14 protein-coding genes are annotated in these 14,268 nt (G+C 69.9%); 7 read left to right on the forward strand and 7 right to left on the reverse strand.

What is annotated here, in order from left to right; genetic code table 11:
* Nucleotides 1–118: 118 nt before the first annotated feature.
* From ACIREE_RS26110 to ACIREE_RS26120, 3 genes are read right to left on the reverse strand one after another with little or no spacing between them, the layout of a single operon-like run.
* Nucleotides 119–898, reverse strand: coding sequence for an ABC transporter ATP-binding protein (locus ACIREE_RS26110; RefSeq protein WP_404156767.1), 780 nt, complete (start codon nt 896–898; stop codon nt 119–121).
* Nucleotides 895–1,707 (reverse strand): ABC transporter permease, encoded by an 813-nt coding sequence (locus tag ACIREE_RS26115; RefSeq protein ID WP_404156770.1) that lies wholly within the window; start codon nt 1,705–1,707, stop codon nt 895–897. The genes ACIREE_RS26110 and ACIREE_RS26115 overlap by 4 nt, the downstream gene beginning before the upstream one ends.
* 19 nt (nt 1,708–1,726) lie before the next feature.
* Nucleotides 1,727–2,920: an ROK family protein gene (locus ACIREE_RS26120; protein WP_404156942.1), complete on the reverse strand. Its 1,194-nt coding sequence runs from the start codon at nt 2,918–2,920 to the stop codon at nt 1,727–1,729.
* A 359-nt stretch (nt 2,921–3,279) separates the two neighbouring features.
* Here ACIREE_RS26120 and ACIREE_RS26125 point away from each other — a divergent pair, with 359 nt between their 5' ends.
* The 3 genes from ACIREE_RS26125 (at nt 3,280) to ACIREE_RS26135 (ending at nt 6,733) form a co-directional block, all read left to right on the forward strand.
* Nucleotides 3,280–4,785 (forward strand): sulfatase-like hydrolase/transferase, encoded by a 1,506-nt coding sequence (locus ACIREE_RS26125; RefSeq protein WP_404156945.1) that lies wholly within the window; start codon nt 3,280–3,282, stop codon nt 4,783–4,785.
* A 49-nt stretch (nt 4,786–4,834) separates the two neighbouring features.
* Nucleotides 4,835–6,190 carry a family 43 glycosylhydrolase gene (locus ACIREE_RS26130; protein ID WP_404156773.1) on the forward strand — a complete coding sequence of 452 codons (1,356 nt, stop codon included), beginning with the start codon at nt 4,835–4,837 and terminating at the stop codon, nt 6,188–6,190.
* A gap of 231 nt (nt 6,191–6,421) precedes the next feature.
* Entirely contained in the window at nt 6,422–6,733 is a 312-nt protein-coding gene (locus tag ACIREE_RS26135) for a putative quinol monooxygenase (RefSeq protein WP_404156776.1), read from the forward strand.
* Nucleotides 6,734–6,745: 12 nt separating this feature from the next.
* On the opposite strand, the gene ACIREE_RS26140 is transcribed toward ACIREE_RS26135, so the two are convergent.
* The 3 genes from ACIREE_RS26140 to ACIREE_RS26150 are packed head-to-tail and all read right to left on the reverse strand — an operon-like array spanning nt 6,746 to nt 9,187.
* Nucleotides 6,746–7,642 (reverse strand): sucrase ferredoxin, encoded by an 897-nt coding sequence (locus ACIREE_RS26140; RefSeq protein ID WP_404156779.1) that lies wholly within the window; start codon nt 7,640–7,642, stop codon nt 6,746–6,748.
* Between the two features lie 10 nt (nt 7,643–7,652).
* Nucleotides 7,653–8,858 (reverse strand): cupin domain-containing protein, encoded by a 1,206-nt coding sequence (locus ACIREE_RS26145; RefSeq protein WP_404156782.1) that lies wholly within the window; start codon nt 8,856–8,858, stop codon nt 7,653–7,655.
* Complete coding sequence (locus ACIREE_RS26150) at nt 8,855–9,187, reverse strand: BatC protein (protein WP_404156785.1); 333 nt, start codon at nt 9,185–9,187, stop codon at nt 8,855–8,857. Before ACIREE_RS26150 ends, ACIREE_RS26145 begins: the two co-directional genes overlap by 4 nt.
* A gap of 198 nt (nt 9,188–9,385) precedes the next feature.
* Between ACIREE_RS26150 and ACIREE_RS26155 the strand changes: the two genes are divergently transcribed.
* Together ACIREE_RS26155 and ACIREE_RS26160 are read left to right on the forward strand one after the other, a co-directional pair.
* The gene (locus ACIREE_RS26155) at nt 9,386–9,895 is read left to right on the forward strand and encodes a 2'-5' RNA ligase family protein (RefSeq protein WP_404156787.1); all 510 of its coding nucleotides are present in this window, start codon (nt 9,386–9,388) and stop codon (nt 9,893–9,895) included.
* Between the two features lie 177 nt (nt 9,896–10,072).
* Nucleotides 10,073–12,139 (forward strand): glycosyl hydrolase family 28-related protein, encoded by a 2,067-nt coding sequence (locus ACIREE_RS26160; protein WP_404156789.1) that lies wholly within the window; start codon nt 10,073–10,075, stop codon nt 12,137–12,139.
* A gap of 53 nt (nt 12,140–12,192) precedes the next feature.
* Here the strand turns inward: ACIREE_RS26160 and ACIREE_RS26165 are convergent, their stop codons facing one another.
* Nucleotides 12,193–12,717, reverse strand: a complete 525-nt coding sequence (locus ACIREE_RS26165) for an SRPBCC family protein (protein ID WP_404156947.1) — start codon at nt 12,715–12,717, stop codon at nt 12,193–12,195.
* 211 nt (nt 12,718–12,928) lie between these two features.
* Here ACIREE_RS26165 and ACIREE_RS26170 point away from each other — a divergent pair, with 211 nt between their 5' ends.
* Nucleotides 12,929–13,564 carry a hypothetical protein gene (locus ACIREE_RS26170; protein WP_404156791.1) on the forward strand — a complete coding sequence of 212 codons (636 nt, stop codon included), beginning with the start codon at nt 12,929–12,931 and terminating at the stop codon, nt 13,562–13,564.
* A 126-nt stretch (nt 13,565–13,690) separates the two neighbouring features.
* Nucleotides 13,691–14,113, forward strand: a complete 423-nt coding sequence (locus tag ACIREE_RS26175; protein WP_404156793.1) for a hypothetical protein — start codon at nt 13,691–13,693, stop codon at nt 14,111–14,113.
* The last annotated feature ends 155 nt before the right edge of the window (nt 14,114–14,268 follow it).

Consider the following 14,268-nt stretch of genomic DNA (forward strand, 5'->3'; position numbering starts at 1 on the left):
CCGGCCGGGCGCGCGTCGTCTGGCACGCGCGCTGATTTGGCCGGGGATATGACACAGGCTCTGATGCATGGGTTTGAGTCCGCGAAGTGCCCAGGGTGGGTGCCCGGGTGACGGTGCGTCAGGCAGCGCGGGGCGGGGCTTCCTGGTGGTACACGGAGGTCCACACCTCGTTGCGGATGCGCCGGAACTCGGGGGAGAGCCGGATCTCCTCGGTACGGGGATACGGCAGATCCACGTCGATGACGCGGTGGACGCGGCCGGGCCGCGCGGCCATGACCACGACCCGGCTGGCGAGGTAGACGGCCTCGTCCACGTCGTGGGTGATGAACAGTACGGTGCGTTTCTCCTGGCTCCAGGTCTCGAGCAGCTGGTCCTGCAGCTGCACCCGGGTCAGGGCGTCGAGTGCTCCGAACGGCTCGTCCATCAGCAGCACTTGGGGATCGACCGCGTACGCGCGGGCGATGGCGCACCGCTGTTTCATCCCGCCGGACAGCGTCTTGGGCAGCGCGTCGGCGAAGTCCTCCAGGCCGACGAGGCTGATGGCCTGCTCGGCCCGCAGGCGTCGCTCCGCGGTGGGTATCGAGGCGAGCTTGAGTCCGAACTCGACATTCTGACGCACGGTCAGCCAGGGGAACAGAGCGTACTGCTGGAAGATCACCCCGCGGTCGGGGCCGGGTCCCGACACCGGCGTGCCGTCGACCAGAACGCTCCCCGAGTCGGGCTCCTGCAACCCCGCGGCCATGCTCAGCAGGGTGGACTTGCCGCAGCCGGACGGGCCCACGACGGTGACGAACTCCTGGTCCGCGATGTCCAGGCTCACCCCGCCGAGGGCGGTGAAGGTCGCGCCCTTCAGCGGGAAGGTCTTCACCACGTCGCGGAAAGTGATCTTGCTGTTCATCGTCGCTCCTGCCAGCCGGTGAGGCGTCGCTCGGCCAGCAGCAGCAGCCGGTCCATGATGAGCCCGAGCACGCCGATCGTGATCAGGGACACGAAGATCGTGTCCATTTCGAACCAGGTGGACGCCTTCTGCATCCGGTAGCCCAACCCCTCCTCCGCGCCGATGAGTTCGGCGGCGACGACGGTCGCCCAGGACGCGCCGAGACCGATCCGCATGCCGACGAGGATGAAGGGAGTGGAGGCCGGCACGACCACCTTGGCGAAGATGGTGCGGTCCGATGCGCCGAGCACCCGGGCCGCGTTGATCAGTGTCTTGTCGACGTCGATGACGCCCTGGAAGGAGGAGAGGACACAGGACATGAACGAGGCCAGGAAGATCACGGCGATCTTCGGCACCTCGCCGATGCCGAGGAGGACGACCGCGAGCGGAATGAGCGCGAGCGGCGGGATGGTGCGGAAGAACTGGATGTACGGCTCGACCAGGGCGCGCACCGTCGGGTACCAGCCCATGAGGAAGCCGACCGGTACGGCCACGGCCACGCCGAGGGCGTAGCCGATGAAGACCCGGCGCAGGCTGGCGAGCGTGTCGGACGCCAGCGTGCCGTCGGAGATCATGGTGCCGGCCTTCTGCGCCACGGCCGCGGGCGTGGGCAGGTTCTCGACCAGGCCCAGAGCGGCGACGACGCCCCACACGGCGATGCCTGCCAGGACCGCGACGACGTTGAGGAGCAGGGGCCGGTGCCGGGGGCGGCGCGGTTGCCGCTGTCGCCCGTCGGTGGCGGTCTTGTCGACGGGAGTGATCACAGCCATGGGTTCCTCGCTGGTGGCTTCACGCGTTCTCCTCGGAGACGGGCCGCGGGTAGTGGGAGAGCAGGGGGGATTCATGGAGGACGAGGGCGATGCCGCCCAGCGCGCTGCCCGCGTCGCCGAGCGTCGCGCGCCGGACGTCCACGTGGTGGCGGGCCAGCGGCATCAGCTGCTGCCGCAGGGCCCGTTCGACCGGTTCGAGCAGGGCGGGCCCGGCTTCCGCCAGCTCACCACCGACGACGATGACGCCGGGTCCGACGGCATGACAGACCGCGGCCAGCACTCCGCCGATGTCGTTGCCGACGCGCTCCAGCACGTCCAGGGCGGTGGGTTCGCGGGCGGCGGCGGCGTCGAGGAGCCCGGCGAGGTCGTCGGCCCGGCCGCCGGCTTCGCGGTAGCGGTACAGGACCGCGTCGAGGGAGGCGCGGGTCTCCAGACAGCCGGTTCCGCCGCAGTCACAGCGTCTTCCCGCCGGGTCGACGGTGATGTGTCCGAACTCGCCGGACAGCCCGTTGCGGCCGCGGTGCAGCGCGCCGCCCACGACCAGGCCGCCGCCGACGCCGTGCGACAACCGCAGATAGAGCACGTCACTGCTGTCAGCGGCCGCGCCCCACACCGCCTCGGCGAGCGCCGCGAGCCGCGTGTTGTTGTCCAGGAGCACCGGCACACCGAACTGCTTGCGCAGCAGGTCCGGCAGGCCGTCGATGCCCTGCGCGCGGGCGTTCTCGCTGCCGGGGTCGGCGGTCGGACCGACCACGCCGACACCGATCGCGCCGAGCGCGTCGAGGTGGACGACGCCCGACGTCGTCAGAAGGCGTTCCGCGATATCGATCCGCTCGGGCCAGGACAGGTCCGCGGCATGCGCCTCGCTCGCCGAACCGATCACCTCATGGGCGAAGTTGACCGCCGCGACGTGTACGGCGCGGCGCGCGAAGTCGATGCCGACCGCCTCTCCTGCGGCCGGGTTGAGGCTGAGCTTCTCCACCGGCCGACCGCGCTTGCGCACCTCGACATGGGGTGTGCCGGTGACCACGGAGCCGCTGCCCACCAGCCCGGCGACGATGTCGTGGAGCGTGGTGCGGGACAGCCCGCTGCGCTCGCCCAACTCGGCGCGGCTCAGTGGGCCGTGCTTGCGGAGCAGTTCGAGGACCGCTTGCTCATGGCTGCGTCGGAGCCGCGTCAGCGGACCGTCGTGTTCGTGCATGCAGCACAGCATGTGAGCGCCGAGTATTTTCGTCAATGAGTCGAAACAAATTGTTCATAAGAACGCCATACCTGCACCGGCTCGCGCATCGACACCGGCTTGACCTGCTGTCAGGTACGGGCAAACACGCCTGAAACGCCCGGCCTTACGACGTGTCGGCAGCGCGGAACGGTGTCCATGTGCCTTGTTGAGGCGTCCCGGCGTGATTAAGGTCCGTACTCTTGACTTAAATCGTCCCCGGATCGGAACATGCGTCGCACGGCACCTTCGGGCACGCACCGGAAGCCGCGTCACGCTCCCAAGGCCGCGTCGGCCCGCCCCGGCCGACGTGCGAGCCGGACCGACCCGAGAGGCCCTCCGTGCGCCACAACATGCTCTTCCTGATGACCGACCAGCACCGGGTGGACACCCTGGGCGCGTATGGCAACCCGCACACGCACACCCCGAACCTCGACCGGCTCGCGGCCGACGGCACACGGTTCGACAGCTTCTACACCCCCACCGCGATCTGCACACCGGCGCGCGCCAGCCTGCTCACCGGGGCCGCCCCGTTCCGGCACAAACTGCTGGCCAACTACGAGCGCAACGTGGGCTATCTCGAAGACCTGGCCGACGGTCAGTTCACCTTTTCCGAGCAACTGCGTTCCGAGGGCTACAACTTGGGCCTGCTCGGCAAGTGGCACGGCGGTGTACGGCGCACCGCCGCCGACTACGGTTTCGAAGGTCCCGACCTGGCCGGCTGGCACAATCCCGTGGACCACCCCGACTACCTCACCTACCTGGCGGAGAACGGCCTGCCCCCGTACCGCATCACGGATCCGGTGCGCGGCACCACTCCCAACGGGAGCCCCGGAAACCTCCTCGCCGCCCGGCTCCACCAGCCGGTCGAAGCGACCTTCGAGTACTACCTGGCCACGCGCACCATCGAAATGCTCCACCGCTTCGCCGACCAGGAGAGCGACGGGAACGGGGCACCGTTCTTCCTGGCCACGCACTTCTTCGGACCCCACCTGCCGTACATCCTCCCCGAGGCGTACTACGACATGTACGACCCCGAGCTGGTGGAACTGCCCGCGTCCATCAGCGAGACCTTCGCGACGAAACCGGCCGTCCAGCACAACTACAGCAAGCTGTGGGCCTTCGACACCATGACGCTGGAGGAGTCGCGGAAGCTGATCGCCGTCTACTGGGGATACGTCACGCTCGTCGACGAGCAGATCGGCCGGATCCTCGACACCATGCGGGAGTTGGGCCTGGACGAGCGGACAGCGGTCTTCTTCACCGCCGACCATGGTGAGTTCACCGGCTCCCACCGGCTGCACGACAAGGGCCCCGCGATGTACGAGGACATCTACCGCATCCCCGGGCTGCTGAAGGTCCCCGGGGCCCCGCGGGGACAGGTACGCGAAGAGTTCGTCTCCCTCACCGACTGCACCGCCACCATCCTCGACCTGGCGGGCAGCAGGACCGGTCCGGCCGTGGACAGCCGCAGCCTGCTGCCCCTCGTACGCGGCGAGCACCCGCGGTGGGACGAGCACCACCTCGCCGAGTTCCACGGCCACCACTTCCCGTACCCGCAGCGGATGTTGCGCACCAGAAGCCACAAGCTGGTGATCAACCCGGAGTCCCGGAACGAGTTGTACGACCTCGACGCCGATCCCGACGAGCTGCACAACCGCTACGACCACCCCGAACTGCGGGACATCCGCACCGCGTTGACCCGGCGCCTTTACGACCTGCTCCGCGAGCGCGGCGACAACTTCTACCACTGGATGACGCCGATGTACGACGTGGAGACGGACTACGACACCACCCTCTCCGCCTTCGAGACCGACGAGCCGGAAGCGCAGGCGCACGCCGACGCCGGACAGCACTGAACCTCGCGCCGCACCCCTTGACGATGAAGACGATGAAGGAGACAGACCGATGACCAGATCCGAGAACGGAACGCACATAGGCCGGCGGTCCATGCTGGCCGGTGTCGCCGGAACCATGGGGGCGGTCGCCCTGCCCGGGGCCGCTGCCCAGGCGCTGCCCGCCGCGAAGGGCGGCCCGGCGCAGGGCGTCCCGACGAAGACGAAGCGGTACCCGTCGAACTGGCCCGACCTCGGACCGTACGGACTCGCCGATGCCCGCGAGGACTTGTGGCCGCGCGAGGACAACTCCTTCGTCCTGCCCCTCGAACTCCGGCCCCGCGACAAGGAGCTCGGCCGGGTCTGGATGCGCGACACCTATGTCAACTGCTTCGTCGTCGACGGCCGTCCGCTCTACGTGGCCACCGGCACCACGCGCGTGCCCGGCCTCGACGCGGCCGGCCCCTGGAACGACGGCATCTTCGTGTGGACCGCACGGTCCCTGCACGGCCCGTGGAAGCTGGCCGACACCACCGGCATCCGGCCCGACGCCGAGCGCGGAAAGGTGTGGTCCCCCGAGTTCGTCGGGGAGAACCGCCCCGGCCGCACCGTCGTCGCGCCGTGGCAGGAGTACTGGTACGACGACGGCCAGTTCGGTAAGCGTGCCAACGCGTGGGCGCCCGAACTGCACTACTTCCGCGGCAAGTGGTACATCGTCGCGTGCATGGGCGACCACTCCCAGAAGGTCGGCTCGTTCCTGCTGGTGAGCGAGGGCGGCGTCGCGGGCCCGTACCGTCTCGCCGAGGGCAACCTCGACAAGCCCTTCGGCGACTCGTTCATCGGCGGACCGTCGTTCATCAAGCCCGGCGCGTACCACCACATCGACGGCGGCCTCTACTCGGAGGGCTCCGACGCGTGGCTGGTGCTGCACAACAACCTCTACGCCAAGTTCCGCCCCGACATGGAGGACATCGTCACGACGACGAACCTCCCGGCGTTCAAGCAGACGCCCTACACGCCCGAGCCGTACCTCGAGGGCGCCTACGTGTTCAAGCACGGTGGCAAGTACTACCTGGTGCACGCCGCGTGGGACCGTACATCGATCGATGCCTACGGCAGCCCCCGCTACGCCTACGAGGTGGCGGGCACCGGCCGCACGCAGTACCAGTACGACGCGATCGTCGCCGTCGCGGACCGTTTCGAAGGCCCGTACTCCGAGCGCTGGACCGCGGGTGTGGGCGCCGGGCACAACAACTTTTTCACGGACAGCAACGGAGACCTGTGGGCAACTTTCTTCCGTAATCCGGCGTTCGGCTACTGGGCGGACCCGTCGCGCACCGGCGATGCCGCTGTGGCCGGCGTCGTACGCCTGGAGTGGACCGGACCGAAGGGCAACCGCCTGACCGTCCGACGGAAGTCCGAGAAGTAAGCACCGAGAAGTAAGCGCCGAGGAGTAGGCGCTGAGACGTAGGCGCCGAGAAGTGAGCGCACCTCCCCGGGCCCGTGCGACGCGGGGTCCGGGGAGGCCTCACCTCTGTGGCGTGCTTGTCCGCCCGAACTTCCGTGCGCTGCCCCGCCCTTCGTGCACCGCGTCGTTACCCCGGGCCGTGCAATCATCGCCGTGGTAACCGCCCCCGCAGCGCGACGACGGAGGACAGACATGGGCAAGGTCGGCCATTACGTCAAGTTCCACACGAAGGCAGGACAGCGCGACGCCCTGGCCGCGCTTCTTCTGCAAGCAGCGGAACACGCGCGCGACGCTCCCGGATGTGAGCTGTACGTCGTCAACACGGTGCCCGGTGAGGACGACGTGGTGTGGGTCACCGAGATCTGGCGCAGCGCGGCCGACCACAGCGCCTCGCTCTCCGCGGACGGAGCCGAGGAACTCATCGGGCAGGCTCTGCCGCTCCTGGCGAGCCCGCCCGAGAGCATCGACCTGCGTCCCCTCGGCGGAGCCGGACTGCCGGGATGAGGGGCGGCGGGTTCAGCCGACGCGCAGCGAGGTGACCTCGTAGGCGTTGGCCGAACTCCGTGCCACTCCGTGACAGGTCAGTTGGTACGGCGGCGTGCGGTGGGACCGTACTTCGATGTCGATGGTGGACGAACGAGGCGGGCGACCGGTGATGCGGATCCGCCAGCGGTCGTCGTCGCGGACCGTCGACTCGATCGCGTACTCATGGCGGCCTGCCGGGCCGAGACGCTTCAACGCGGCTGCCACAGCGGCCTGCTGGGGTGGGAAGAGATCTGTGTATCCGCGGAGATGATCCGCGTGAATACGGTCCGCCAGGTGCTCTTCGACCGTGGTGACGGCCGAACCGGCCTGCAGATTGCCGTAGTAGACGCCATCGGGCGCGACCACGACGTTGGCGGCGAACCTGTCACCGCCCACGTGCGTGCACTCCCACACCAGGTGCGGCCAGCGCTCGCTCAGGGCCCGTCCCACGGGCCGGCCGCGCACGGCGCAGCAGACGTCGTGCAGCCCGTGGGCGCAGACGAGGACGACGGGCGGATGCCCCGGCTCTCCGGGGGCGCCGAGGGCGTCGACGATCCCGGCCAGGTCCTCGTCACGGTTCCACGTACCCCAGCTCTGCCGGTAGGCGCCGCCGCCTTCGTGGCGCAGAACGGCCCAGCGCCTGGGACCTTCGGGCACCCGGCGTCCGGGGCGCCTGATCAGAAGGACGCGTGCCCGCACCGCCTGCGCCGCGCCGAACACGAGCCGCTTGCTCTCCGGCTCGAGGTCGAGGCCGTCGAAGCCGTTGGACGGCCAGCCGCCCCGGTACTCGATGAGGACCCAGACGGAGCCGTACGGTGCGGTGCCCGCGAGCGCGTCGCCGCGCGCCTGGGCGGCGTCGGCGCAGAAGAAGCGTGCCGCCGCGGTCACCGCGCGCACCTCACTGTTCAGCGGGCACCAGTACGCCCGCGCGCAGGAGTCTCTCGACGAGTTCGAGACCCAGATGGTCGGCTGTGTGCACCTCGCCGTCGAGCAGGCGGGCCACGGAGGGCAGATCGGATTCCGTGAAGTCGAGCCAGCCGACGCGTGTGGTCAGGCGCCGCCCTTCGAGGCGCGCCTCCAATGCCTCACGCAGCCGCACCGGCGAGTCCTGGGCGAGGCTGTCGACGGCGGCGAGCTGGGCCAGCGGCCCCATCGGCGCCGGGCGTGACCGGCTCCGCCGGCTGCGGTGGAACAGCGGCTCGGGATCCGCTGCGGAGAGAGCGGCGACGAGGCGTTCGCGGACGAACCCGAGTTCGTCGGCCGGTCCGTCCACGCCCAGCGGCAGAGAGCCTCGCATCCGCGGATCGTCGCGCAGCAGCGCGAGCGCGGACTGGGCAAGCTGCTCGGCCAGCGCGTGGCGCGTCCAGTTGTGGACTCCGAGCGTCAGGTGGATCGAGACGGAGCCCTGCGCCTGGGCGGCGTGCAGCCAGCCCCGCGGCAGATAGAGGACGTCGCCCGGCTCCAGGACGGTGTCGATGCGGGCCGTGCCCCGGGCGGCCTCGGCCACCGCGGCGCGGTGGCCGGTCCACGGCTGATCACGCAGCGGGTCGGGATGGACCGGCTCGTGAATGGTCCAGCGCTTGGTACCGGCGATCTGCAGGACGAAGACGTCGTGGACGTCGTAATGGGCGTCGAATCCGCGGTTCTGCGGCGGAGTGACGTAGGCGTTGGCCTGCACGGGATGCCCCAGCTCCGTACCGAGCCGGGTACTGAACTCCGCGACCGGCTCCCACGTGCGCTGAAGGGCTTGCAGGACCAGCGTCGCGCCGTCGGCGAAGCTGCGCCACAGAGCGGTGTCGTCGAGCTGGTCCGCGACCGTCGCGCCGACACCGCCGGGGGAGGTGAACGACGACTCGGGAAGCGTGGCACCGTCCTTGGCGACGCGGAGGAAGGGCGTACGCAGGCCGCGACGCGAGACGAGCTCGTCCACGGCGGCCGCGGAGAACAGGTCGGAGAAGTCACTCGCCCCGCGCGTGAGCAGCGGTGCCAGCGCCCAGACGTCGCGGGCGAACTCCTCCCGGCTCAGGCCGGTCAGGCGTGCTTCGAGGATGCCGGCGCCCGTCGTGGCGCCGGCATCCCGAAGTGCGACAGGGAGAGTGCTCAACGGCCGCTGCCGGACTGGTCGGCTCCGCCGTCCGCGCCGCCGTCGTGGACGCCCGGCGTACCGGCCGCGCCGCCGTCCGCGGGTCCTTCGGCTCCGCCGTCCGCGCCGCCGTCGTGGACGCCGGGGGTGCCGGCCGCGCCACCGTCGGCAGGTCCTTCGGCTCCGCCGTCCGCGCCCCCGTCGTGGACGCCCGGCTTGCCCGCCGCGCCGCCGTCCGCGGGACCTTCGGCTCCGCCGTCCGCGCCGCCGTCGTGGACGCCCGGCGTACCGGCCGCGCCCCCGTCCGCGGGACCCTCTTGCTCGTTCGGATTCTGCCCGGGGTTGCTCATGGTTCCTCCTGAGAAGCGAACAGCTGGGATGGAGTGGGCGACACCTTTTCGGGCCCCCTCGATCACTAACAAACTCGCTCACACGGTTCTGACCGGCAACCGGAGCACCCCCTGTCCCGATCGGCCGGAGCCCACCGCCATGGCATGCTGCCGACGGGCCGGACGGACCGGACAGACGGGTGAACGGGTGGACGGGTCATGACTCAACTGGGGACGACGGCGGTACTGGCAGTGGTGCCGGCCGCCGAACCGCTGCTGGAGCTGGCTGCCGAGGTGGACGCGCGGGTGGTACGGCCGGGTGTGCCCGCGCACGCCGCGCTGCTCTACCCGTGGCTGCCCGCCGACCAGGTCGGTGCGCCGGAGCTGGACCGACTGCGGGCCGCGCTTCCGCCCGGCCGGGTCCCGGTCCGGTTGGAGGTGGTCGAGCGGGACAGCGGTTTCGTCAACATCCCGGTGCCCGAGCTGCGCGCCCTGGCCACCGCCGTTCGCGCCGCGTTCCCGGCACAGGTCCCCTACGGTGGCCGCTTCGGCCAGGACCCTGCGGTGCACGTCACCGTGGCCCTGGACGCCGACCCCGGCACCGCCGCCGACATCGCCCGCCGTACCGCCGCCCGCCTGCCGATCAGCACCGAGATCACCGCCCTGTACGCGGTCGCCCTCACGCCCACCGGCTGGCAGATCCTCGCCGACCTACCGCTGGCTCCCTAGTCCCGGGACCCATCCTGACGGCACCCTGGTGGCGCAAGAAATAAACAGAGCTATGCAATTATCGCTCTCGACCACGGAAATCACGTACGAATCTCTTGTGGAGAGACGCCAAGTCGCCCTACTGTCACCGCACTTGCGCGTCGCCCCGCACGTTCTCCCGAGAGAATCGAGAACCGGATGTCGTGGTACTCCGCCCGCACGGCCGCGGTGGGCCGCCGTGGCCCGCGCCGAAGATCGGTCCGGCTCACCGCCGTCCTCACGGCGGCCGCGGCCGGGCTCTCCCTCGCCGTGGTCCAGCCCGCCCTCGCGACCGGGGGAGCGAGGCACGCGCCCACCCCCGTGACCCGCGCGGCCCTCGCCCCCTCGCTCGTCGGGGGCCGCGGCGCCGAAGTGCCGTTCGCCGAGCAGGAGGCCGAGAACGCGCGGACCGACGGCACCGTCATCGGCCCGGACCGCACCGCCTACACCCTGCCGTCCGAGGCATCGGGCCGCTCCGCGGTGAAACTGAAGCCCGGCCAGTACGTCGAGTTCACATTGCCGCGCGCGGCCAACGCACTCACCGTGCGCTACAGCATCCCCGACGCCCCGCGGGGAGGTGGCATCACGGCCCCGCTGGGCATCGCGGTGAACGGCAAGCGGCAGACCCCCATGACACTTACCTCGCAGTACGCGTGGCTCTACAACCAGTATCCGTTCAGCAACGACCCGGGGGCCGACCTGCTGCACCCGGACTGGTGGATCACCGAGTGCGGCTGCGTGCCGTCGGCGACGACGCCGACCCCTGCCATCGACAAGCCGTTCAGGCCCAGCCACTTCTACGACGAGCGGCGCGTGAAGCTGGGCAGGACCTACCGGGCCGGCGACACCGTGCGCCTGACCGCGCCCGCCGGCACGAAGGCCGCCTGGACGGTCATCGATCTGCTCGACTCGGAGCTGGTCGGCGCCCCGCATCTCGAACCGCGCGCCGCGAACGTGCTGGCCTACGGTGCCGATCCGACCGGCCACCGTGACGCGGCCGACGCGATCGACAAGGCCATCGCCGCGGCGAAGCGCCGGCACCTGAAGGTGTACCTGCCGCCGGGCACGTACCAGGTCGACCGGCACATCGTCGTCGATGACGTGACGATCGTCGGCGCGGGCAACTGGTACACGACCGTCAAGGGCCACCAGGTCACCCTCGACACCCCGGCACCCGACGGCTCGGTGCACACAGGCGTCGGTTTCTACGGCAAGGACGCGGCGGACGGCGGCAGCCACGATGTCCACCTGTCCGGCTTCGCGATCGAGGGCGACGTCCGCGAACGCGTCGACACCGACCAGGTGAACGCCGTCGGCGGCGCGATGAGCGACTCCACCGTCGACGGCCTGTACCTGCACCACACCAAGGTCGGTCTCTGGTTCGACGGCCCCATGAAGAACGTGCGAGTGACCCGGAACATCATCACGGATCAGATCGCCGACGGCCTCAACTTCCATACAGGCGTGACCGATTCACTGGTCTCGCAGAACTTCGTACGGAACACCGGCGACGACGCGCTCGCCATGTGGTCGGAGAAAGAGCAGGACGCCCGCAACACCTTCTCGCGCAACACGATCCAGACCCCGGTCCTCGCCAACGGCATCGCCCTGTACGGCGGCACCGACAACAACGTCACCGGCAACCTGATCGCGGACCCGATCCGTGAGGGCAGCGCCATCCAGATCGGCTCCCGCTTCGGCGCCGAGCCGTTCACGGGCCGTCTCCGGATCACCGACAACACGACCGTGCGCGCCGGGACGTACGAACTGAACTGGAAGATCGGGCTCGGCGCCATCTGGTTCTACGCCCTGGAGAACGACATCGACGCCGATGTCCAGGTCACCGGAGACCACTTCCTGGACAACACCTACAACGCGATCATGCTCGTCTCGGACTTCCCGGTGAAGGACAAGTACGCCATCAAGAACGTCCACTTCAAGGACATCAGGGTCGACGGCACCGGCACCTCGGTGCTCAGCGCCCGCTCGGCGGGTTCGGCGTCCTTCGAGAACGTCGACGCGCGCAATGTCGGAGCGGTGGGGATCAACAACTGCGGATCGTTCAACTTCCCCGCCACCGGCTCGGAGTTCTCCGTGGAGGACCGCGGGGGCAACGACGGCGGCGGCTTGGCCGGCCCCTGGCTCGCCGCCTGGGAGCTGCCCGCCACGATCACCTGCGACGACCGCCCGCCGGTGGTCCCGCCACCCGTGCCGGACACGTGGTGAGCTGACCGGCGCGTCCCGGGCGGAACCGGCGCATACCGGCCGCCCGGGACGCATCAGCCAAGGTGGGTTCCACCTGCGGCGTCGAGCTCGAGTTCACGCTTGAGGTTGCGCAGCGTCGCATCGATGTTGCGCTGCTGGAAAACGGCGAACGTCTTGCCCGAGGTGACGACGCGGTCGAAGACGTCGGCCACGAACGTCGGCCAGGTGCGGCGGTCGTCGGTCCAGGTCTCGGTCACGCGGGTGCCACCGTCGGTCCGCTCGAACCGGTACTCCCAGGTGGCGATCGGGCCGCGCAGAACGGGCCGGTTGCGACCGATCGCATGGACGCGGAACGCGAACCGGCGCCCCGGCTCGGCCGCTGTGACCGTGCACCGGGTCACCCAGCGGAACGCTCCGCGCCTGTTGCGACCGACGAAGGTGGTCCCGAGAACGGCCGGACCGGTGGGCGAGTCGTCCGTCGTGCCACGGTTCTCCGGACTCCAACGACCCATGTCCGCAAGGCGGCTGACCGCCCCGTAGGCGTCGTCGGGGGACACATCGATGGTGATGCTGTTGCTCACGGTGAACACGCGGGCCACGGTGATCCCTCTCCACTGAGACACGAAGCTACTGTTGAGTAGGATCATGGCATGTGAGGGGCCGGCACCGGAATCGCCCCCGCCAAGCGCAACCCCAGAGGCATCGGTCAGCGACACACCCGGCCGACAACCAGCCATGGTGCAGAAGGCGTCCTACCCTGCCCGGTGTGGTCGTCGTCAATGTTGAACTGTCGTGCAAGCCGGGGCCGACGTGAATCAGGCGCCGGGCCGGGGCCGTCGGCTGCGTTTCGAGGGCTGGATCGCCGGGGTGGGCACGGCGTCCGGGACACGCCTGGTCGTCGGCTACTGGCCCAGCTCTCCGTGGGGTGAGTTCGCCGACGTGATGGTGGAACGGGCCGACGGTCAGCGTGAGTTGCTCGCGCCGAGCGCCCGGATCGCCGATTTCGTGGCCGGGACCTACCGCTTCGACGACGTCACGCGATGCCCGGTGACCGTGGTCGCGGAGTCAGGCCGGTGGCAGGTGGCGGCCGGCCCTTTGCGGTTGACCTTCACTCCGGGGCGGCGGGACGCACTCGGCTTCCTGTTGCGCGCTGTTCCGCGCCGGGTGGCGAGCGCCCCGCTCTGGGCGGCCGCGTGTGACCTGCCTGCACGGTGCCTCTTGTCCGGGGTTCGTACGCGCGGCAGCGCGGGAGCGGGCCGGCGCGAGTGGTACGCGGCCCTCGACCACCACCCGATCACGGCGGCACAGGCCAGTTGGGACGGCTCGGACCTCGGGGGACTGCGGTGGGTGGATCCGCCCGTCCGCTTCGGATTCGGATCCGTGCCGCGCAGGCCCTCGCTCACCCGCGTCGTCTCGACCGTGGAGCTCCCCGCCGGCGAGGAGTGATCGGCGGATTCGCCGTCCCTCCGCCCTGGGCAGATTCGGGACGAACGGCCCATTCTTGCGATCCGCCCGCGGTGCCAGAATTTCTGTTCCGGTTCCTGTTCGTCGTTGGATCCTCAGGGGGTTGCAATGGCGTCTACTGTGCCTTCCCGGATTCCATTGGCCGCGTTCCGTGCCAAGTGGCCGCTGGAGAATGTGAAGCAGCGGTTTGCGACGTGGGTGACGGCTGTAGCGGACGGGGACGGCCGGGCGCCGGTCGAAGTGCGACGGTTGGCGGGCCTCGCCGTGCTGCAGCTCCGGGGCGACGTGGGCCCGTTCAGCGAGCCGAGGATCGCCCGCCTCCTGGCCGAAGTCATCCGAGAGGACATCGGCGGCGTGGTGATAGGAGTCCGGCACTCGGCCCTGCTGGGCACGGCCGGTCTGAGCCTGCTGGAGCTGGCTCGCATCCTGGCGGCCGAACGGAACCTTCCCGTTCGCGTGGTCTTCGTGCCCGCGCACCGGCGGGCGGACCCCGAGAGGATCTCGGACGCGCCGCGCGAGGTGCGTCGGTAACTGGTTCCGACACCTCAACTAGCCCAATTCGATGCGTAGTTGAAGCTAGACGTATGCCAGGTGAATGTGCTGGAATTCTTCCCCCTGCGAGGGTATGGGAACGCGTAAGCACGCCGTGTACTCCCCATCAGCGTCCCCCGCCCGCGCTCGCAGCA

Source organism: Streptomyces sp. NPDC102467, from assembly GCF_044765445.1.
Lineage (GTDB): Bacteria > Actinomycetota > Actinomycetes > Streptomycetales > Streptomycetaceae > Streptomyces.

Bases quoted from the DNA above. Each gene is read 5' to 3' on its own strand.
- ACIREE_RS26110 (WP_404156767.1), bottom strand. From the start codon at position 898: ATGAACAGCAAGATCACTTTCCGCGACGTGGTGAAGACCTTCCCGCTG.
- ACIREE_RS26115 (WP_404156770.1), bottom strand. From the start codon at position 1,707: ATGGCTGTGATCACTCCCGTCGACAAGACCGCCACCGACGGGCGACAG.
- ACIREE_RS26120 (WP_404156942.1), bottom strand. From the start codon at position 2,920: ATGCTGTGCTGCATGCACGAACACGACGGTCCGCTGACGCGGCTCCGA.
- ACIREE_RS26125 (WP_404156945.1), top strand. From the start codon at position 3,280: ATGCTCTTCCTGATGACCGACCAGCACCGGGTGGACACCCTGGGCGCG.
- ACIREE_RS26130 (WP_404156773.1), top strand. From the start codon at position 4,835: ATGACCAGATCCGAGAACGGAACGCACATAGGCCGGCGGTCCATGCTG.
- ACIREE_RS26135 (WP_404156776.1), top strand. From the start codon at position 6,422: ATGGGCAAGGTCGGCCATTACGTCAAGTTCCACACGAAGGCAGGACAG.
- ACIREE_RS26150 (WP_404156785.1), bottom strand. From the start codon at position 9,187: ATGAGCAACCCCGGGCAGAATCCGAACGAGCAAGAGGGTCCCGCGGAC.
- ACIREE_RS26155 (WP_404156787.1), top strand. From the start codon at position 9,386: ATGACTCAACTGGGGACGACGGCGGTACTGGCAGTGGTGCCGGCCGCC.
- ACIREE_RS26160 (WP_404156789.1), top strand. From the start codon at position 10,073: ATGTCGTGGTACTCCGCCCGCACGGCCGCGGTGGGCCGCCGTGGCCCG.
- ACIREE_RS26175 (WP_404156793.1), top strand. From the start codon at position 13,691: ATGGCGTCTACTGTGCCTTCCCGGATTCCATTGGCCGCGTTCCGTGCC.